Annotated in this window: 15 protein-coding genes and 1 pseudogene; 14 read left to right on the top strand and 2 right to left on the bottom strand. The window is 41.2% G+C overall.

Going from position 1 to position 20015, the window contains the following annotated elements; genetic code table 11:
• Positions 1-3 precede the first annotated feature (3 nt).
• From HT714_RS08215 to HT714_RS09950, 7 genes are all read left to right on the top strand, one after another.
• On the top strand, positions 4-909 hold the full coding sequence (locus HT714_RS08215; RefSeq protein ID WP_172931688.1) for a PTS mannose/fructose/sorbose/N-acetylgalactosamine transporter subunit IIC: 906 nt from the start codon (positions 4-6) through the stop codon (positions 907-909).
• The gene (locus HT714_RS08220; RefSeq protein WP_173224694.1) at positions 896-1717 is read left to right on the top strand and encodes a PTS system mannose/fructose/sorbose family transporter subunit IID; all 822 of its coding nucleotides are present in this window, start codon (positions 896-898) and stop codon (positions 1715-1717) included. Before HT714_RS08215 ends, HT714_RS08220 begins: the two co-directional genes overlap by 14 nt.
• A 3-nt stretch (positions 1718-1720) precedes the next feature.
• Entirely contained in the window at positions 1721-2125 is a 405-nt protein-coding gene (locus HT714_RS08225) for a PTS sugar transporter subunit IIA (RefSeq protein ID WP_173224697.1), read from the top strand.
• 205 nt (positions 2126-2330) lie between these two features.
• Positions 2331-3497: an SIS domain-containing protein gene (locus HT714_RS08230; protein WP_173251770.1), complete on the top strand. Its 1167-nt coding sequence runs from the start codon at positions 2331-2333 to the stop codon at positions 3495-3497.
• Between the two features lie 314 nt (positions 3498-3811).
• The gene (locus HT714_RS08235) at positions 3812-4849 is read left to right on the top strand and encodes an aldose epimerase family protein (RefSeq protein WP_173251772.1); all 1038 of its coding nucleotides are present in this window, start codon (positions 3812-3814) and stop codon (positions 4847-4849) included.
• Between the two features lie 129 nt (positions 4850-4978).
• Complete coding sequence (locus tag HT714_RS08240) at positions 4979-6166, top strand: CAP domain-containing protein (RefSeq protein WP_112444886.1); 1188 nt, start codon at positions 4979-4981, stop codon at positions 6164-6166.
• Between the two features lie 620 nt (positions 6167-6786).
• Complete coding sequence (locus HT714_RS09950; protein ID WP_345890193.1) at positions 6787-9186, top strand: hypothetical protein; 2400 nt, start codon at positions 6787-6789, stop codon at positions 9184-9186.
• A gap of 378 nt (positions 9187-9564) precedes the next feature.
• Here the strand turns inward: HT714_RS09950 and HT714_RS08250 are convergent, their stop codons facing one another.
• Together HT714_RS08250 and HT714_RS08255 are read right to left on the bottom strand one after the other, a co-directional pair.
• Positions 9565-10248: a DUF4956 domain-containing protein gene (locus tag HT714_RS08250; RefSeq protein ID WP_173251774.1), complete on the bottom strand. Its 684-nt coding sequence runs from the start codon at positions 10246-10248 to the stop codon at positions 9565-9567.
• Positions 10241-10564 (bottom strand): annotated as a pseudogene (locus HT714_RS08255) (VTC domain-containing protein); the annotation flags it as partial. The gene HT714_RS08250 and the pseudogene HT714_RS08255, both read right to left, overlap by 8 nt.
• Positions 10565-11160: 596 nt before the next feature.
• Here HT714_RS08255 and HT714_RS08265 point away from each other — a divergent pair.
• From HT714_RS08265 to HT714_RS08295, 7 genes are all read left to right on the top strand, one after another.
• On the top strand, positions 11161-11925 hold the full coding sequence (locus tag HT714_RS08265; protein WP_173219958.1) for a nucleoside phosphorylase: 765 nt from the start codon (positions 11161-11163) through the stop codon (positions 11923-11925).
• Positions 11926-12398: 473 nt separating this feature from the next.
• Entirely contained in the window at positions 12399-13778 is a 1380-nt protein-coding gene (locus HT714_RS08270; protein WP_050236539.1) for a potassium transporter TrkG, read from the top strand.
• A 13-nt stretch (positions 13779-13791) separates the two neighbouring features.
• Complete coding sequence (locus HT714_RS08275; protein WP_173224714.1) at positions 13792-14457, top strand: TrkA family potassium uptake protein; 666 nt, start codon at positions 13792-13794, stop codon at positions 14455-14457.
• 271 nt (positions 14458-14728) lie between these two features.
• Positions 14729-15745: a glycosyltransferase family 2 protein gene (locus HT714_RS08280; RefSeq protein WP_173224717.1), complete on the top strand. Its 1017-nt coding sequence runs from the start codon at positions 14729-14731 to the stop codon at positions 15743-15745.
• Between the two features lie 115 nt (positions 15746-15860).
• A complete protein-coding gene (locus HT714_RS08285; RefSeq protein WP_173224720.1) occupies positions 15861-18104 on the top strand; it encodes a PavB family fibronectin-binding SSURE repeat adhesin in 2244 nt (747 codons plus the stop codon).
• Between the two features lie 166 nt (positions 18105-18270).
• Complete coding sequence (locus tag HT714_RS08290; protein WP_173213906.1) at positions 18271-18969, top strand: response regulator transcription factor; 699 nt, start codon at positions 18271-18273, stop codon at positions 18967-18969.
• Positions 18966-20000 (top strand): HAMP domain-containing sensor histidine kinase, encoded by a 1035-nt coding sequence (locus HT714_RS08295; RefSeq protein WP_173224723.1) that lies wholly within the window; start codon positions 18966-18968, stop codon positions 19998-20000. The genes HT714_RS08290 and HT714_RS08295 overlap by 4 nt, the downstream gene beginning before the upstream one ends.
• Positions 20001-20015: the final 15 nt, after the last annotated feature.

Here is a 20015-nt window from a genome sequence, read left to right on the forward strand (position 1 = left end):
GTTATGATACAATGGTGGCAAATTTTACTTCTCACTTTGTACTCAGCTTATCAAATCTGTGATGAGTTGACGATCGTTTCATCTGCAGGTTCCCCTGTATTTGCTGGTTTCATTACTGGTTTAATCATGGGAGATGTGACTACTGGTTTGCTTATCGGTGGTAACTTGCAACTGTTCGTTCTTGGGGTTGGTACCTTCGGTGGTGCTTCTCGTATCGACGCAACTTCTGGTGCGGTTCTTGCGACAGCCTTCTCTGTTTCACAAGGAATTGATGCACCGCTTGCAATTACTACAATCGCTGTACCAGTAGCATCTCTCTTGACTTACTTCGACGTTCTTGGACGTATGACAACTACTTTCTTCGCTCACCGTGTGGATGCTGCCATCGAACGCTTTGACTATAAAGGTATTGAACGCAACTACCTACTTGGTGCGATTCCTTGGGCTTTATCTCGTGCCCTTCCAGTCTTCTTTGCCCTTGCTTTTGGTGGTGAATTTGTACAACACGTAGTAGACTTCGTTACAAAATACCAATGGGTTGCAGATGGTTTGACACTCGCAGGACGTATGCTTCCAGGTCTTGGATTTGCAATCTTGCTTCGTTACCTTCCAGTTAAACGTAACCTTCACTACCTTGCTATGGGATTTGGTTTGACAGCTATGTTGACTGTTCTTTACTCATATGTAACAGGTCTTGGTGGCGCTGTTGCTGGTATCGTAGGCACTCTTCCTGCTGAAGTTGCTGAAAAAATTGGTTTCGTGAACAACTTCAAAGGATTGTCTATGATTGGTATCTCTATCGTAGGTATTTTCCTTGCAGTGCTTCACTTCAAAAATAGCCAAAAAGTAGCTGTAGCAGCACCTTCTACACCATCAGAAAGTGGGGAAATCGAAGATGACGAATTCTAATTACAAACTAACAAAAGAAGATTTTAATCAAATCAACAAACGTAGCTTGTTTACTTTCCAATTAGGTTGGAACTACGAACGTATGCAAGCATCTGGTTACCTTTACATGATCTTGCCTCAGTTGCGTAAAATGTATGGGGATGGCACTCCTGAATTGAAAGAAATGATGAAAGTTCATACTCAATTCTTCAATACTTCACCATTCTTCCATACCATTATCGCTGGTTTTGACCTTGCCATGGAAGAAAAAGATGGTGTAGGTTCAAAAGACGCCGTTAACGGTATCAAGACAGGTTTGATGGGACCATTCGCTCCTCTTGGGGATACAATCTTTGGTTCACTTGTACCTGCTATCATGGGGTCAGTCGCAGCAACTATGGCTATCGCTGGCCAACCTTGGGGGATCTTCCTTTGGATTGCAGTTGCAGTAGCGTATGACATCTTCCGTTGGAAACAGTTGGAATTTGCCTACAAAGAAGGGGTTAGCCTTATCAACAACATGCAAAGTACCTTGACAGCTTTGATTGACGCTGCATCTGTACTTGGTGTCTTCATGATGGGTGCTCTTGTAGCAACACTGATCAACTTTGACATTTCTTACAAATTGCCAATCGGTGAAAAATTGATTGACTTCCAAGACATCTTGAACTCAATCTTCCCACGCTTGCTTCCAGCAATCTTTACTGCCTTTATCTTCTGGTTGCTTGGTAAGAAAGGTATGAACTCTACTAAAGCTATCGGTATTATTATCGTACTTGCTTTGGCTCTTTCTGCCTTTGGTAAATTTGTACTTGGAATGGGCGCATAATTTATGACGCAATCATTAATTTTGGTGAGCCATGGTCGTTTCTGTGAAGAACTTAAAGGTAGCACAGAAATGATTATGGGCCCACAAGACAACATTTACACAGTAGCTCTTCTTCCAGAAGATGGCCCAGAAGACTTTACTGCAAAATTTGAAGCTGCTATTGAAGGTTTGGATGATTTCCTAGTCTTTGCGGATCTTCTCGGTGGAACACCATGTAACGTGGTAAGCCGTTTGATTATGGAAGGTCGTGATATCGAACTCTACGCAGGGATGAATCTTCCAATGGTCATTGAATTTATCAATGCGAGCCTTACAGGCGCAGATGCGGACTATAAGAGCCGTGCTGCAGAAAGTATTGTGAAAGTTAACGACCTGTTAGCGGGCTTCGATGATGACGAAGATGAATAATACTCTTCGAAAATCAAATTCAAACTACGTCAGCGTCGCCTTGCCGTACTTAAGTACAGCCTGCGGCTAGCTTCCTAGTTTGCTCTTTGATTTTCATTGAGTATACGATGTGACAACGTGAAAATCGTTAGAGCATTTTATATAGAATATACATGGGAATGGGGCTTACTCCCATTCCCATCTTTAATAGAAAAAGAGGAACTCAATGCTACATTATACAAAAGAAGACTTGATTGAATTGGGTGCAGAAATTACGACACGTGAAATCTACCAACAACCTGATGTCTGGAAAGAAGCTTTTGAAGCCTATCAAGCACAGCGTGAAGAAATTGCAGCCTTCCTGCAAGGGATTGCTGATAAACATGACTATATCAAGGTTATCTTGACAGGTGCTGGGACTTCTGCTTATGTGGGAGATACCTTGCTACCTTACTTTAAGGAAGTCTACGACGAACGCAAATGGAATTTCAATGCCATTGCGACAACAGATATCGTTGCCAATCCAGAAACTTATTTGAAAAAAGATGTGGTGACTGTCCTTGTATCTTTTGCTCGTAGTGGGAACTCGCCTGAAAGTGTAGCGACTGTTGATTTGGCCAAAGCCTTGGTAGATGAGCTTTATCAAGTGACCATTACTTGTGCAGCAGATGGTAAATTGGCTCTTCAAGCCCATGGTGATGACCGCAATCTCTTGCTTTTGCAACCAGCTGCCTCTAATGATGCTGGATTTGCCATGACTTCTAGCTTTACGTCTATGATGTTGACAGCTCTCTTGGTCTTTGATCCTACAGAATTTGCTGTGAAAGCTGAACGTTTTGAAGTTGTGTCTAGTATTGCACGTAAAGTTTTAGACAAGGCAGAAGATGTCAAAGAGCTTGTTGATCTAGACTTTAACCGTGTCATCTATCTAGGAGCTGGTCCTTTCTTTGGACTTGCTCATGAAGCTCAGCTCAAGATTTTGGAATTAACAGCTGGTCAAGTTGCGACCATGTATGAAAGTCCAGTTGGCTTCCGTCACGGTCCAAAATCTCTTATCAATGAAGATACAGTTGTTTTGGTCTTTGGTACAACGACAGACTACACTCGCAAGTACGACTTGGATTTAGTTCGTGAAGTTGCAGGGGATCAGATTGCTCGTCGTGTTGTACTTTTGAGTGATCAAGCTTTTGGTCTTGAAAATGTCAAAGAAGTGGCCCTTGGTTGTGGCGGTGTCTTGAATGATATTTACCGTGTTTTCCCTTACATCGTTTATGCCCAACTCTTTGCCCTATTGACTTCACTCAAGGTAGAAAATAAACCAGATACACCGTCTCCTACAGGTACAGTAAACCGTGTGGTACAAGGTGTTATCATCCACGAATATCAAAAGTAAGACTCTTCGAAAATCTCTTTAAACCATACTAGCGACGCTTTGCCGTAGGTATATGTTACTGACTTTGTCAGTTCTATTTGCAACCTCAAAACAGTGTTTTGAGCTGACTTCGTCAGTCTTATCCGGTAACCTCAAAGCAGTGCTTTGAGCAGCCTGCGGCTAGTTTCCTAGTTTGCTCTTTGATTTTCATTGAGTATAAGACAGTGTTTATGAATTCTTGACAAGAGGATTTGTAAATTATCAGATAAACCATAGATTGTCAGTACGCTTTCTATGGTTTGTTTGATTGAGAGAAATAGTAAAAGGAGAAGATAATGAAAGCATACACAGAGCGTGTATTTGGAAATGTTGAGGGACAAGATGTCTTGGCCTATCGCTTTGAGACGGACGGTGGCTACCAGCTTGAGGTTATGACTTATGGTGCGACCATCTTGCGCTATGTAACGCCTGACAAGGCTGGAAATTTTGCCAATGTTATTTTGGGATTTGCTGACTTTGACAGCTATGTAGGTAATAGTCCCAAGCATGGAGCTAGCGTAGGTCCTGTAGCGGGTCGTATTGCAGGCGCGACATTTGAGCTCAATGGCAAGACCTATGACCTTGAGGTTAATAATGCTAGCAACTGTAATCACAGTGGTTCAACTGGTTGGGATTCTAGCTTGTTTGAACTAGTTGAAGTGAGCGACCATGGCTTGACCCTCTACACAGAGCGTACAGATGGGACAGGAGGGTTTCCTGGAAATCTCAAGATTTGGATTAGTTATCACTTGGAAGAAACTGGTGCCTATGAAATTAGTTACAAGGTAACGACAGATCAGGATACGCTGGTTAATCCAACCAACCACAGCTATTTCAACTTGTCTGGTGATTTCTCGCAGACGATTGATCGTCATGTCTTCCAACTTAACACAGAGGGGATTTACCCAATCGCTCCCGACGGTGTTCCTGCAAAAACTCCAGATGCCAATCGTGATGTGGTCAACCACATCTACAATGGTGCCTTGTTGAAAGACATTTTTGCAGAAGAAGATGAGCAAATCCAACTAGTTTCTGGTTTGGATCATCCATTTGCCCTTCCTGCAGGCCATGACAATGCTGGATTCCTTTATGACCAAAACTCAGGTCGTTTCCTTCTTTTCAAGACAGAGGCCCCTTGCTTTGTAGCCTACACAGCAAACTTTGTGGATGAGAGTGTCATCATAGGAGGTCAGCCAATGGTACAGCACAATGGGATTGCCCTTGAGGCGCAAGCTCTACCAGATGCCATCCACAGTGACCTCAAAGACCAAGTCATTCTCAAAGCTGGTCAAACCTTCACCAGTAAGACACGTTATGAGCTTGTTGTGAAATAAAAGAATCATTGCGCCTACTTTTGGGATTTAGGAATAGGTAAGCAAAGACAAATAGTAGGAAAATATGATATAATTAGGTGTTAAAAAGTATTTATCAAGATACGATTCAAAAGATATAAGGAGTAAACAATGAAGAAAATTGTATTTGCTAGTGCCTTGGCTTTGACCTTGGCAGGAGCAGTTTTGACAAATGATGTTTTTGCCAATGACAGATTGGTGGCAACGCAATCTGCTGATGGTAATGTATTGACCTCAGAGGTGCTAAAACCTTCTAGTGGCAATGTTTTGGTTGGAATCAAGGGAGAATTTGTAGCTCCTCATCAACAATCTATTTTGGATGCCATTAATGCTATTCGTAAAGAAGCAGCTGACGAAGGTTTGGTAGATAAGTATGTCCCTATCAAATGGTCAACTGACCTAGAAAAGGCAGCTTTTGTTAGAGCTACAGAAGCATCTGTGACTATGAAACATGAGCGTCTTTCTAATAAAGAAATCTGGAGCGCCTTTCCAACTGGTAACAGCATGATGGGAGAAAATTTGGCATGGAATCATGACGGTTTTCTAAAAGCTATTGAACAATGGCGTTCTGAAAAAGCAGATTATGTGAAGAAAAAAAATAGTGGTTCAGACAACGGGAAATCTGGTCACTATGAGTCGCTAATTAACCCTAAATTTACACACATGGGAATGGCAGCTTTTAAAAATCCTAACAATCAATACAAAGCTATTACAATCGCTCAAACTCTAGGTGATGATGCTTCTTCAGAGGAATTGGCTGGTGGATATGGTTCTGCTGTTCAGTACACAGAAGTGACTGCCTCAAACCTTTCAACAGTTAAAAGTAAAGCTATAGTTGTAGAAACACCGCTGAAAGATTTCAGAAAATCCACATCTGATCAGTCTGGCTGGGTGCAGTCTAATGGCAAGTGGTATTTTTATGAGTCTGGTGATGTGAAGACAGGCTGGGTGAAAACAGATGGTAAATGGTACTATTTGAATGACTTAGGTATTATGCAGACTGGATTTGTAAAAGTTTCTGGTAGCTGGTATTATTTGAGCAATTCAGGTGCTATGTTTACAGGCTGGGGAACAGATGGTAGCAGATGGTTCTACTTTGATGGCTCAGGAGCTATGAAAACAGGCTGGTACAAGGAAAATGGTACCTGGTATTACCTTGATGAATCAGGTATCATGAAGACGGGTTGGTTTAAAGTTGGACCACACTGGTACTATGCCTACGGTTCTGGAGCTTTGGCTGTGAGCACAACAACACCAGATGGTTACCGTGTAAATGGTAATGGTGAATGGGTAAACTAGGCTGAACATGCCGACTGAGAGGTAAGTTATCCGTCTCACTAGCAACAAGAATGAACGATAAGAAAGAGGTTGATGGCGAACATTGACCTCTTTTTTGGAGTGTCTCGAGTCAGTTGCTATTCACTGAAAATAAGGACGAGTCATCGCTGGAGTATTCCTAATTCAAAAATCAAGTTTGAACATTTGCTTTTGGTATCTGTTTATTTCTGGAATGTGAGCTTTATACTCTTCGAAAATCTCTTCAAACCACGTCAGCTTCGCCTTGGTGTAGGTATATGTTACTGACTTCGCCAGTTCTATCTGCAACCTCAAAACAGTGTTTTGAGCAACCTACGATTCGCTTCCTAGTTTGCTTTTTGATTTTCATTGAGTCTCATCTGCAATAGAAAAGCAGTGTGAGAAGCAAATACACACCAGAATAAAAGAGAAACTCTAGGAAAGAAAATGTAAAGAAATATCAAAGTTTTCAAAACGATTTTCACAAAAACTTTGATAAAACAAATAAAATTCCGAACAAAAATGTAACAAAAATTTAATATAAAACACTTGACAAAGATTTGTGGGGGGGGTATACTTAATATAGTATAGTCTGAAAATGATTATCAGAAAAGAGGTAAATGATGAATAAGAAAAAAATGATTTTAACAAGTTTAGCCAGCGTCGCTATCTTAGGGGCTGGTTTTGTTGCGTCTCAGCCTACTGTTGTAAAAGCAGAAGACGCTCCACAAGCTGTTGAACAATCTTTATCAGAGAAGCAACAAGAATTCTTATCTAATTTTAATAAAGCTGCAGAAGCTATAGTTAAAGAATTAAAAGAATATTTAGACAATGCAAAAGGAGATTCAGAATTAGAAAACCAAATTCAAGGGTTTATTGATGAATTTAAAAAACGAACTGAAGCTCAGAAAGCTGACTATGAAGAACGCTTCAAAAAAGGTCTAACTGCAGAAGACGCTGAAAAAGAAGTAGAAGAAAAAGCTAAAGAAGAGGAAGTAGCAGAAGAACAAGAAGCTAAGGAAGAAGTAGCTGCTCAAAAAGAATTCTTATCTAATTTTGATAAAGCTGCAGAAGCTATAGTTAAAGAATTAAAAGAAGATTTAGACAATGCAAAAGGAGATTCAGAATTACAAAACCAAATTCAAGGGTTTATTGATGAATTTGAAAAACGAACTAAAGCTCAGAAAGCTGACTATGAAGAACGCTTTAAAAAAGGTCTAACTGCAGAAGACGCTGAAAAAGAAGTAGAAGAAAAAGCTAAAGAAGAGGAAGTAGCAGAGGAACAAGAAGCTAAGGAAGAAGCAGCTGCTCAAAAAGAATTCTTATCTAATTTTGATAAAGCTAAAGAAGCTACACTTAAAGAATTACAAGAATATTTAGACAATGCAAAAGAAGATCCAGAATTACAAGAACAAATTCAAGGGTTTATTGATGAATTTGAAAAACGAACTAAAGCTCAGAAAGCTGACTATGAAGAACGCTTCAAAAAAGGTCTAACTGCAGAAGACGCTGAAAAAGAAGTAGAAGAAAAAGCTAAAGAAGAGGAAGTGGCAGAGGAACAAGAAGCTAAGGAAGAAGCAGCTGCTCAAAAAGAATTCTTATCTAATTTTGATAAAGCTGCAGAAGCTACAGTTAAAGAATTAAAAGAATATTTAGACAATGCAAAAGGAGATTCAGAATTAGAAAATCAAATTCAAGGGTTTATTGATGAATTTGAAAAACGAACTAAAGCTCAGAAAGCTGACTATGAAGAACGCTTCAAAAAAGGTCTAACTGCAGAAGACGCTGAAAAAGAAGTAGAAGAAAAAGCTAAAGAAGAGGAAGTAGCAGAGGAACAAGAAGCTAAGGAAGAAGAAGCTGCTCAACAAGAATTTTTAGCTAATTTTGACAAGGCATTAAAGGATACGGTTGCAAAATTAGAAGAAGATGCAAAAAATAATCCTGAAATAGAAGAACAAATTCAAGATACGATTGCAAAATTAAAAGCAGAAGCAGATAAAACAAAAGCTAAAATCGTAGAAGGTTTCAAACAAGGCTTAACTGCAGAAGACGCTGAAAAAGCAATCGATGATGCAAATAAAAAGTCAGCAGAAAAAGAGAAAGCAGCTCAGGAAGAATTTTTAGCAAACTATGATGCAGCATTGAAAGCAGCAATCGCAGAATTAGAAAAAGCTGAAACTAATAGTCCAGAAGAAGCAAAAGCAAAAGCTGATACAATTGCAGCATTAAAAGCAGCATCAGATGAAACAAGAAAACAAATTGTAGAAGGCTTCAAAAAAGGCTTAACTGCAAAACAAGCTGAAAAATTTATCGATGAATTAAATAAGAAAGCTGCAGAAGAAGATAAAGCTAAAGAAAAACCAGCGGAAAAACCAGCGGAAAAACCGGCGGAGAAACCAGCGGAAAAACCAGCTGAAACTCCAGCACAACCTTCTGTTCCTGCAAGACCATCTAATCCGACATATGTCCCTTCATACTCATCATATGTTCCATCATACAGCTCATATTCTGTAGTAGAACCAGCTAAACCAGCCGCTCCAAAAACAGGCTGGAAACAAGAAAACGGTATGTGGTACTTCTACAATACTGATGGTTCAACGGCGACAGGATGGCTACAAGACAACGGTTCATGGTACTACCTAAACGCTAATGGTGCTATGGTAACAGGTTGGCTCCAAAACAACGGTTCATGGTACTACCTCAACAGCAATGGCGCTATGGCGACAGGATGGCTCCAATACAATGGTTCATGGTACTACCTAAACGCTAACGGCGCTATGGCAACAGGTTGGGCTAAAGTCAACGGCTCATGGTACTACCTAAACGCTAATGGTTCAATGGCAACAGGTTGGCTTAAAGATGGAGGTACTTGGTACTATCTTGAAGCATCAGGTGCTATGAAAGCAAGCCAATGGTTCAAAGTATCAGACGAATGGTACTATGTCAATGGCTCAGGTGCCCTTGCAGTCAACACAACTGTAGATGGCTATAGAGTCAATGCTAATGGTGAATGGGTAAACTAATATTCAATGAAAATCAAAGAGCAAACTAGGAAGCCAGCCGCAGGCTGCTCAAAACACCGTTTTGAGGTTGCAGATAGAACTGACGAAGTCAGTCACATCTATACGGCAAGGTGAAGCTGACGTGGTTTGAAGAGATTTTCGAAGAGTATAAGCCTAATATAACTAGTTAATACTGACTTCCTGTAAGAACTCTTTAAAGTATTCCCTACAAATACCATATCCTTTCAGTAGATAATATACTCTTGTAGGAAGTTTAGATTAAAAAATAACTCTGTAATCTCTAGCTGGATTTATGGCGCTAGAGACTACGGAGTTTTTTTTGATTGGTAAAGAATGGTGGTACTCAAGAGACTCTTAGTTTGCTATTTGATTTGAAAATTACAAATTCTTTCTCTTCTTGGCATTCTTGGTCAGGGAAACCTGGTAAGTATCCTGTTTTTTAGTGAGGTAATTGATGATTTGGAAATCGTTAGTTTGAGCCTTGAAATCAACTTCATAGACAGTGGTGACTTGTTCTCCATCATTGCTAATATCAATCGAGATGAGGTCTAACTCAGTACAGAATTGTGCCAGTCCAGATTGGATAGTTTGGAGTTGCTTTTCTTGGTTGGCGATTGTGATGGTTAATAGTCTGCGGCGTTGGTGGTTGCTCTTGCTTTGTTGTTTCTCTAAAAGAAGCCATACCGCTAAGATAAAGACGGTGAAGAGAATCGCTAGAGCTAGATAGCCTGTCCCTGCTGCCAGCCCGATAATCATGGCAAGAAAGATAGCAATTAGCTCTCTCGAACCACTGGTGGCTGAACGGAAACGAATGAGGCTAAAGGTTCCTGCAACGGCGATAGAGGTTCCTAGGCTGCCATTTACCAGAAAGATGACCAAGGTCATCAAGCAGGGGAGTAGGGTCAAACTAACAGCAAATTCCCGTGTATAAAGGGTACGGTGTTTGTAGGCCCAGGTCAGCGCTAAACCTAAGATCAGGCTGACTAAGAGAGCTAAAAAGAGCTGGATGGGATTGGCAGTGGCGGTTGTGTCGTTGAAAATGGAGTTGAAAAGATTAGACATAAGTAGTACCTACACTTTCTGTGCTTGGTCGTGGGCTATAGTCCAGCCCCTGAGACTTGTGGTAGGCGCAGCTGTATTTTGAAAATTTCTGCTCTACCAGTCCATATTGGTCGAGAATATCTTGTAGCCATTGGGGTTTTCTACCTGGAGCTTTAATTTCCATGATGACAATGTCCTCGTTTAGTAGAGGGAAACCGTCCTTTCCTGAGAATAAACTGACATTCTCATCGCGATAGGTTAGATTTTGGTCAATGGTGACACGAATTTTATTGTAGGGAAATCCGCTAATTTCTTTCTTTTCCTTGAGAGAAAAGCGGAGTGGAGATAAAAACTTCTTCTATATTTTTTACCCAACCCACATTTACCTACTCTATATCTTAGCAAGTCTGCTTCATTGATCAATTTTAAATCATCTTGTAACTGGGATGTTTTTGATGCAAGAAGTACTAGTGTAGGAGAGAGTTTTTGTGGATGACTAGATGATGTCAATGATTTTTTCTATTTATTTTCAGTCAAAGATGATACAATAGTAAGGTCGCAAACACTAGACTGCGCAGGCAGGAGGTGATCTTATGTGCGTTTTCATCGAACTTGTCTTGCTACCTATTCTTGCTGGTACACTAGCGAATGTCTTATCGGAGTGGCTTATCCGATTTGTAGCAAGCAAATGCGACAAGAAAAAGAAATAGCCTGAGCGCCTTGAGCAAGCGCAAAAAAACACCACTGGCGGCAACCGGTGGTGTTTCTTATGTGCTTATTTCATCGAACTTTTAAGCAAGTCCATTGTACCATTAAAAAGAGTCTCTGTCAAAAATATTGTTATTGTATTGTTTCTCTCCCCAGTTCATCAGCTTCCTCCTTGACACTCGGTCAGTTTTTGATACAATAGTACAAAATTAGAGGAGGTAGGTTATGATTCAGAAACATGCGATTCCCATTTTAGAGTTTGATGATAATCCTCAGGCGGTCATCATGCCCAATCACGAGGGGTTGGATTTGCAGTTGCCTAAGAAGTGTGTCTATGCCTTTTTAGGTGAGGAGATTGACCGCTATGCTCAGGAAGTAGGGGCGGATTGTGTCGGTGAGTTCGTTTCTGCCACCAAGACCTATCCAGTCTACGTCATCAACTACAAGGGCGAGGAGATTTGTCTGGCTCAGGCTCCTGTTGGTTCAGCTCCAGCAGCCCAGTTTATGGATTGGTTGATTGGCTATGGTGTGGAGCAGATTATTTCCACAGGTACCTGTGGTGTGCTAGCCGATATAGAGGAAAATGCCTTTCTAGTCCCTGTTCGCGCTCTGCGAGATGAAGGAGCCAGTTACCACTATGTGGCGCCTTCTCGTTATATGGAAATGCAGCCAGAGGCTATTGCTGCTATTGAGCGAGTGTTGGAAACCAGAGAGATTCCTTATGAAGAAGTCATGACCTGGTCTACAGACGGTTTTTACCGAGAAACGGCTGAAAAGGTGGCTTATCGCAAGGAAGAAGGCTGTGCTGTTGTGGAGATGGAGTGTTCTGCGCTTGCGGCAGTAGCGCAATTGCGTGGGGTCCTCTGGGGTGAATTGTTGTTCACAGCTGATTCCTTAGCAGACTTGGATCAGTACGATAGTCGTGACTGGGGTTCAGAAGCTTTTGATAAGGCGCTAGAACTGAGTTTAGCAAGTGTTCACCTCCTTTAGTTATGCTGACAAAAGGTCTGCTTTATCATACAATGTCTAGCTCATACTTTGCAAAAATATGTTTAAACGAGGTCATCTTCCTCTTTTTGGACGCATGTTGAGATTGGGAAAAATCTTTAAAATCAGAAAAACGCATCATATCAGGTGAAAAACCTTGATACTATGCGTTTTTATTGTGGTAATATGAAATAAAATCTCAACAAATTGATTAGGTAAGTTGCATCAATTTCTAGTAATGTTTGAGAAGTTGTAGCCTACTATTTCAGATTCAAAATGGTGTGTTTCATTTTCTATAGAGTGAGTAGCTGGCGTTAAAAGCTCCTGTCTTACAGTCACATTATCAAGAACTCTTGAACGAGGCTTGTTATTGCCTAGACTATCAACAAAAAGGTGGCATTTTTTAGGCTTGGTGTTAGTGGATTTTGCCTTATCCTATCTAAGTCATTTCGAGCTTTTTATGGTACAATGGAAACATGTTATTCAAATTATCTAAGGAAAAAATAGAGCTAGGCTTATCTCGTTTATCGCCAGCCCGTCGTATTTTTTTGAGTTTTGCCTTGGTCATTTTACTAGGCTCTCTTCTTTTGAGCTTGCCTTTTGTCCAAGTTGAAAGCTCACGAGCGACTTATTTCGACCATCTCTTTACAACCGTATCCATGGTCTGTGTGACAGGACTTTTTACCCAGCCTGTCGCTGACACCTACAATATTTGGGGTCAGCTCATTTGTATGTTCTTGATTCAGATTGGTGGTCTGGGGCTCATGACCTTTATTGGGGTTTTCTATATCCAGAGCAAGCAAAAGCTTAGTCTTCGTAGCCGTGCAACTATTCAGGATAGTTTTAGTTATGGAGAGACTCGATCTTTGAGAAAGTTTGTCTATTCTATTTTTCTCACGACTTTTTTGGTTGAGGGTTTAGGAGCTTTATTCCTCAGTTTTCGTTTTGTTCCTCAACTTGGCTGGGGGCGCGGTCTCTTTAGTGCTATTTTTCTAGCTATATCCGCCTTCTGTAATGCAGGTTTTGATAATTTTGGAAGTACGAGCTTGATTGCTTTTCAGACTGATCCCTTGGTCAATCTGGTTATCGCAGGCTTGATTATTACAGGCGGTCTTGGATTTATGGTCTGGTTTGACCTTGCTACGCATATAGGGAAAAAGAAAAAAGGGCGCCTGCATTTTCACACCAAACTGGTTTTATTACTGACGGTGGGGCTCCTAGCTTTTGGGACGGTGAGTAGTCTCGCTCTTGAATGGAACAATGCAGGGACGATTGGCAATCTCCCTGTTGCAGATAAGGTCTTGGTCAGCTTTTTCCAAACTGTCAGCATGAGAACGGCTGGTTTTGGGACAATTGATTACAGCATGGCTCGTCCTGTTACCTTATTGATTTATATCTTGCAGATGTTTCTAGGTGGGGCTCCAGGAGGAACAGCTGGGGGGCTCAAGATTACCACATTTTTTGTCCTCTTGGTCTTTGCGCGAAGTGAGCTTTTGGGCTTGCCTCATGCCAATGTTGCGAGACGAACGATTGCGCCACGAACGGTTCAAAAATCCTTTAGTGTCTTTATTATCTTTTTGATGACCTTCTTGCTGGGCTTGATTTTACTAGGGATCACAGCCAAGGGAAATCCTCCCTTTATCCACCTCATATTTGAAACCATTTCTGCTCTTGGGACAGTCGGAGTGACGGCAAATTTAACTCCAGATTTAGGGAAATTAGCTCTAAGTGTGATTATGGTTCTCATGTTTATCGGACGAATTGGTCCCTTGACCCTGCTGGTCAGTCTAGCAGATTACCATCCAGAAAAGAAAGATATGATTCACTATATGAAAGCAGATATTAGTATTGGTTAAGAAAGGAAAGAGCATGTCAGATCGTACGATTGGAATTTTAGGCTTGGGAATTTTTGGGAGCAGTGTCCTAGCTGCCCTAGCCAAGCAGGATATGAATATTATCGCTATTGATGACCACGCTGAGCGCATCAATCAGTTTGAGCCAGTTTTGGCGCGTGGAGTGATTGGTGACATCACAGATGAAGAATTATTGAGATCAGCAGGGATTGATACCTGCGATACCGTTGTAGTCGCGACAGGTGAAAATCTGGAGTCGAGTGTGCTTGCGGTTATGCACTGTAAGAGTTTGGGGGTACCGACTGTTATTGCCAAGGTCAAAAGCCATACAGCTAAGAAAGTGCTAGAAAAGATTGGAGCTGACTCGGTTATCTCGCCAGAGTATGAAATGGGGCAGTCCCTAGCACAGACCATTCTTTTCCATAATAGTGTTGATGTCTTTCAGTTGGATAAAAATGTCTCTATTGTGGAGATGAAGACTCCTCAGTCTTGGGCAGGTCAAAGTTTGAGTGAATTAGACCTCCGTGGCAAATACAATCTGAATATTTTGGGTTTCCGAGAGCAGGAAAATTCCCCATTGGATGTTGAATTTGGACCAGATGACCTCTTGAAGGCAGATACCTATATTTTGGCAGTCATCAACAACCAGTATTTGGATACCCTAGCAGCATTGAATTCGTAAAAGAGGGAGCTTCCCTCTTTTTTGATGCCCAAGATGGCAAAGAGAGACAAAAGCCTTATATTCTAGTAAAAGTTCTTCAAAGGCTGGACTTTATGGTAAAATAGAAAGAAGTGACAAGAGAGAGTAATACTCAATGAAAATCAAAGATCAAACTAGGAAACTAGCCGCAGGCTGCTCAAAACAGTGTTTTGAGGTTGCAGATAGGGTTGACGCGGTTTGAATTTAATTTTCGAAGAGTATAAGAAAAAATCAGTCCCCTAAGGAGCAGATTATGAAGTTATTGTCTATCGCCATTCCTAGCTATAATGCTGCAGCCTATCTTCATTACTGTGTGGAGTCGCTAGTGATTGGTGGTGAGCAAGTTGAGATTTTGATTATCAATGACGGGTCTCAGGACCAGACTCAGGAAATAGCTGAGCGTTTAGCCAGCAAGTATCCTAGCATCGTTAGAGCCATCTATCAGGAAAATAAAGGCCATGGCGGTGCGGTCAATCGCGGCTTGGCGGAGGCTTCTGGGCGCTATTTTAAAGTAGTTGACAGTGATGACTGGGTGGATCCTCGTGCCTACTTGAAAATTCTTGAAACCTTGCAGGAACTTGAGAGCAAGGGTCAAGAGGTTGACGCCTTTGTGACCAATTTTGTCTATGAAAAGGAAGGTCAGTCTCGTAAGAAGAGTATGAGTTATGAGTCAGTCTTGCCTGTTCGGCAGATTTTTGGCTGGGATCAGGTCGGAAATTTCTCAAAAGGGCAGTATATCATGATGCACTCGCTGATTTACCGTACAGATTTGTTGCGAGCGAGCCAGTTCCAACTGCCTGAGCATACTTTTTATGTCGATAATCTCTTTGTCTTTACCCCCCTTCAGCAGGTCAAAACCATGTACTATCTACCTGTCGATTTCTATCGTTATTTGATTGGGCGTGAGGACCAGTCTGTCAATGAGCAAGTGATGATTAAGCGCATTGACCAGCAACTGAAAGTCAATCGACTCTTGGTAGACCAGCTTGATTTATCCCAAGTGAGCCACCCCAAAATGCGAGAATATCTGCTGAATCATATTGAAATCACGACGGTGATTTCCAGTGCCCTGCTCAATCGAGCTGGAACAGCAGAGCATCTTGCCAAAAAACGGGAGCTGTGGACCTATATTCAGCAGGAAAATCCAGAGGTCTTTCAGGCTATTCGCAAAACCATGCTCAGCCGTTTGACCAAACATTCGGTCTTGCCAGCCCGCAAACTTTCCAATGTCGTCTATCAAATCACCAAATCTGTTTATGGATTTAATTGATATAAGTATTTTATAAGAGGGATTTAAGAAAAATTTTAACTTTTTCTTAGTCCTTTTTAATTTTAGGAGATTATACTAGAGTCATCAAATAAAGAAAAACTCTAAGGAGAATCCTATGAAATTCAATCCAAATCAAAGATATACTCGTTGGTCTATTCGCCGTCTTAGTGTCGGTGTTGCCTCAGTTGTTGTGGCTAGTGGCTTCTTTGTCCTAGTTGGTCAGCCAAGTTCTGTACGTGCCGATGGGCTCAATCCAACCCCTGCTCAAGTCTTACCTGAAGGGGAATCGGTAACGAAAGAGGGTGACTTAGCAGAAACTCAGGGAGACACCGTTCTTGCTGAAGCGAAACCTGAGGCCGTTGCTGGAAATACGAATTCACTTCCGACAACTACAGAAGGAACTGAAGTGAGCGAGGAAACAAGCCCTTCTCGTCTGGATACACTTTTTGAAAAAGGTGAAGAAGCTCAAGAAAATCCAGAGCTAACAGATGTCTTAAAAGACGCTGTAGATACAGATGATGTGGCAGGGACACAAGCAACTCCAGAAGATATTGAAAAAGCTGTCGATGAGGATGTTAAAGACAGTATTGATGTCCCAGCGGGCTACCTAGAACAAGCCAAAGTTCCCGGTCCTTTCTTGGCTGGTGTAAACAAACCACTTAAATATGAACTTTTCGCAGGCGATGGTATGTTGACTCGTCTCTTGCTCAAAGCATCTGACAAGGCTCCATGGTCAGATAACGGTGTCGCTCAAAACGAGAAAATTCCACCAGTGAAAAATTTACCTGATGACAAGTATTACTATCAAGTATCTTTGAATGGTAACACCACAGGTAAGCAGGGTCAGGATTTATTAGATACACTTCGTACTAATGGTACAAATACCTATGTAGCTACCCTAACTGTCTATGAAGCAGCCGGAGATAAACCTGATTTGACTAAGGTTGTCAAGGAACGTAAAGTAAATATTACCTTGAACGGTCTTGTAACAAGAAGCGATGTTAACTCTGCAGTTGAAAACAACGTTAAAGACAGTATTGATGTTCCTGCTGCTTATCTTGAAAAAGCTGAAGGAAAAGGTCCTTTCACAGCCGGTGTAAACCAAGTAATTCCTTATGAACTATTCGCTGGTGATGGTATGTTGACTCGTCTCTTGCTCAAAGCTTCTGATAAGGCTCCTTGGTCTGATAATGGTGTAGCTAAAAATCCTGCTTTATCTCCATTAGGAGAAAACGTGAAAACCAAAGGTCAATACTTCTATGAAGTAGACTTAAATGGCAATACTGTTGGTAAACAAGGTCAAGCTTTAATTGATCAGCTTCGTGCTAATGGTACTCAAACTTATAAAGCTACTGTTAAAGTTTACGGAAATAAAGACGGTAAAGCTGACTTGACTAATCTAGTTGCTACTAAAAATGTAGACATCAACATCAATGGATTAGTTGCTAAAGAAACTGTCGAAAAAGCTGTTAAAGATAACATTAAAGACAGTATCGATGTTCCTGCTGCTTATCTTGAAAAAGCTGAAGGAAAAGGTCCATTCACAGCCGGTGTAAACCAAGTAATTCCTTATGAACTATTCGCTGGTGATGGTATGTTGACTCGTCTATTACTAAAAGCTTCTGACAAGGCTCCATGGTCTGATAATGGTGTAGCTAAAAATCCTGCTTTATCTCCATTAGGAGAAAATGTGAAAACAAAAGGTCAATATTTCTATGAAGTAGACTTAAATGGCAATACTGTTGGTAAACAAGGTCAAGCTTTAATCGATCAGCTTCGTGCTAATGGTACTCAGACTTACAATGCTACTGTTAAAGTTTACGGTAACAAAGATGGTAAAGCTGACTTGACAAATGTCGTAGCAACTAAACAAGTTACTATTAAGATAAATGTTAAAGAAACATCAGACACAGCGAATGGTTCTTTCTCACCTTCTAACTCTGGCTCTGGCGTGACTCCGATGAATCACAGTCATGCTACAGGTGCGACTCATCAAACAGCTACTGACCATAAGGACATGATGGCACCAGCCAAAGAGACTGATAAAGCAATGCCAGCAAATGACCAAATGGAAAAATCAGGTATGAAGACTGAGACTCCAGCTCCAGGTACTACAGATAGCATGCCTGCTGACACTATGACAAGCTCTACCAATACGATGGCAGGTGAAAACATGGCTGCTTCTGCTAACAAGATGTCTGATACGATGATGTCAGACAAGATGATGTCAGATGATAAAGCTATGCTACCAAATACTGGTGAAGCTCAAACATCAATGGCAAGTATTGGTTTCCTTGGGCTTGCACTTGCAGGTTTACTCGGTGGTCTAGGTTTGAAAAACAAAAAAGAAGAAAACTAATCAGCTAAGGAAATAAATGATGGATAGTGGGCTGACTAAGGCTAGTTTACCAACTCAATCAGCAATCAGGACTTTCTTTCAATAGCAGATTAAAATCATCGTAAAACAATAGAAATAGTGTTATACTTAAAGCAGTATAGCACTGTTTTTATCAAAGGAGAGACAGATGGGAAAGACAATTTTACTCGTTGACGACGAGGTAGAAATCACCGATATTCATCAGAGATACTTAATTCAGGCAGGTTATCAGGTCTTGGTAGCCCATGATGGACTGGAAGCGCTAGAGCTGTTCAAGAAAAAACCGATTGATTTGATTATCACAGATGTCATGATGCCTCGGATGGATGGTTATGATTTAATCAGTGAAGTTCAATACTTATCACCAGAGCAGCCTTTCCTATTTATTACTGCTAAGACCAGTGAACAGGACAAGATTTACGGTCTGAGCTTGGGAGCAGATGATTTTATTGCTAAGCCCTTTAGCCCTCGTGAGCTGGTTTTGCGGGTCCATAATATTTTGCGCCGCCTTCATCGTGGGGGCGAAACAGAGCTGATTTCCCTTGGTAATCTGAAAATGAATCATAGTAGTCATGAAGTTCAAATAGAAGAAGAAATGCTGGATTTGACTGTTAAATCATTTGAATTGCTGTGGATTTTAGCTAGCAATCCAGAGCGAGTTTTCTCCAAGACAGACCTCTATGAAAAGGTCTGGCAAGAAGACTATGTGGATGATACCAATACCTTGAATGTGCATATCCATGCTCTTCGACAGGAGTTGGCAAAATATAGTAGTGACCAAACGCCCACTATTAAGACCGTTTGGGGGTTGGGATATAAGATAGAGAAACCGAGAGGACAAACATGAAACTAAAAAGTTATATTTTGGTTGGATATATTATTTCAACCCTCTTAACCATTTTGGTTGTTTTTTGGGCTGTTCAAAAAATGCTGATTGAGAAAAGCGAGATTTACTTTTTGCTTGGGATGACCATCGTTGCCAGCCTTGTCGGTGCTGGGATTAGTCTCTTTCTCCTATCACCGGTCTTTACGTCGTTGGGCAAACTCAAGGAACATGCCAAGCGGGTAGCGGACAAGGATTTTCCTTCAAATTTGGAGGTTCAAGGCCCTTTAGAATTTCAACAATTAGGGCAAGCTTTTAATGAAATGTCCCATGATTTGCAGGCAAGCTTTGATTCCTTGGAAGAAAGCGAACGAGAAAAGGGCTTGATGATTGCCCAGTTATCGCATGATATTAAGACTCCTATCACTTCGATCCAAGCGACGGTAGAAGGGATTTTGGATGGGGTTATCAAGGAGTCGGAGCAAGCTCATTATCTAGCAACCATTGGACGCCAGACGGAAAGACTCAATAAACTGGTTGAGGAGTTGAATTTTTTGACTCTAAATACAGCTAGAAATCAGGCGGATATGACTAGTAAAGACAGTATTTTTCTGGATCAGCTCTTGATTGAATGCATGAGTGAATTTCAGTTCTTGATTGAGCAGGAGAGAAGAGATGTCCACTTACAGGTAATCCCAGAGTCTGCCCGGATTGAAGGAGATTATGCTAAGCTTTCTCGTATCTTGGTGAATCTGCTCAATAACGCTTTTAAATACTCTGCTCCAGGAACCAAGCTGGAAGTGGTGGCTAAGCTGGAGAAGAACCAGCTTTCAATCAGTGTGACCGATGAGGGACAGGGCATTGCTCCAGAGGATTTGGAGAATATTTTCAAGCGCCTTTATCGTGTCGAAACTTCTCGTAACATGAAAACGGGTGGTCATGGCTTAGGACTTGCGATTGCGCGTGAATTGGCCCATCAATTAGGTGGAGAAATCACAGTCAGCAGCCAGTACGGCCTCGGAAGCACCTTTACCCTTGTTCTTAACTTAAAATAAAGTCTAAACCCCCTT

The organism is Streptococcus sp. 3705, assembly GCF_013277145.1.
GTDB lineage: Bacteria > Bacillota > Bacilli > Lactobacillales > Streptococcaceae > Streptococcus.

Excerpts from the sequence above, each read along its gene's own strand:
- HT714_RS08215 (WP_172931688.1), top strand. The coding sequence starts at position 4 with ATGATACAATGGTGGCAAATTTTACTTCTCACTTTGTACTCAGCTTAT.
- HT714_RS08220 (WP_173224694.1), top strand. The coding sequence starts at position 896 with ATGACGAATTCTAATTACAAACTAACAAAAGAAGATTTTAATCAAATC.
- HT714_RS08225 (WP_173224697.1), top strand. The coding sequence starts at position 1,721 with ATGACGCAATCATTAATTTTGGTGAGCCATGGTCGTTTCTGTGAAGAA.
- HT714_RS08230 (WP_173251770.1), top strand. The coding sequence starts at position 2,331 with ATGCTACATTATACAAAAGAAGACTTGATTGAATTGGGTGCAGAAATT.
- HT714_RS08235 (WP_173251772.1), top strand. The coding sequence starts at position 3,812 with ATGAAAGCATACACAGAGCGTGTATTTGGAAATGTTGAGGGACAAGAT.
- HT714_RS08240 (WP_112444886.1), top strand. The coding sequence starts at position 4,979 with ATGAAGAAAATTGTATTTGCTAGTGCCTTGGCTTTGACCTTGGCAGGA.
- HT714_RS09950 (WP_345890193.1), top strand. The coding sequence starts at position 6,787 with ATGAATAAGAAAAAAATGATTTTAACAAGTTTAGCCAGCGTCGCTATC.
- HT714_RS08250 (WP_173251774.1), bottom strand. The coding sequence starts at position 10,248 with ATGTCTAATCTTTTCAACTCCATTTTCAACGACACAACCGCCACTGCC.
- HT714_RS08265 (WP_173219958.1), top strand. The coding sequence starts at position 11,161 with ATGATTCAGAAACATGCGATTCCCATTTTAGAGTTTGATGATAATCCT.
- HT714_RS08270 (WP_050236539.1), top strand. The coding sequence starts at position 12,399 with ATGTTATTCAAATTATCTAAGGAAAAAATAGAGCTAGGCTTATCTCGT.
- HT714_RS08275 (WP_173224714.1), top strand. The coding sequence starts at position 13,792 with ATGTCAGATCGTACGATTGGAATTTTAGGCTTGGGAATTTTTGGGAGC.
- HT714_RS08280 (WP_173224717.1), top strand. The coding sequence starts at position 14,729 with ATGAAGTTATTGTCTATCGCCATTCCTAGCTATAATGCTGCAGCCTAT.
- HT714_RS08285 (WP_173224720.1), top strand. The coding sequence starts at position 15,861 with ATGAAATTCAATCCAAATCAAAGATATACTCGTTGGTCTATTCGCCGT.
- HT714_RS08290 (WP_173213906.1), top strand. The coding sequence starts at position 18,271 with ATGGGAAAGACAATTTTACTCGTTGACGACGAGGTAGAAATCACCGAT.
- HT714_RS08295 (WP_173224723.1), top strand. The coding sequence starts at position 18,966 with ATGAAACTAAAAAGTTATATTTTGGTTGGATATATTATTTCAACCCTC.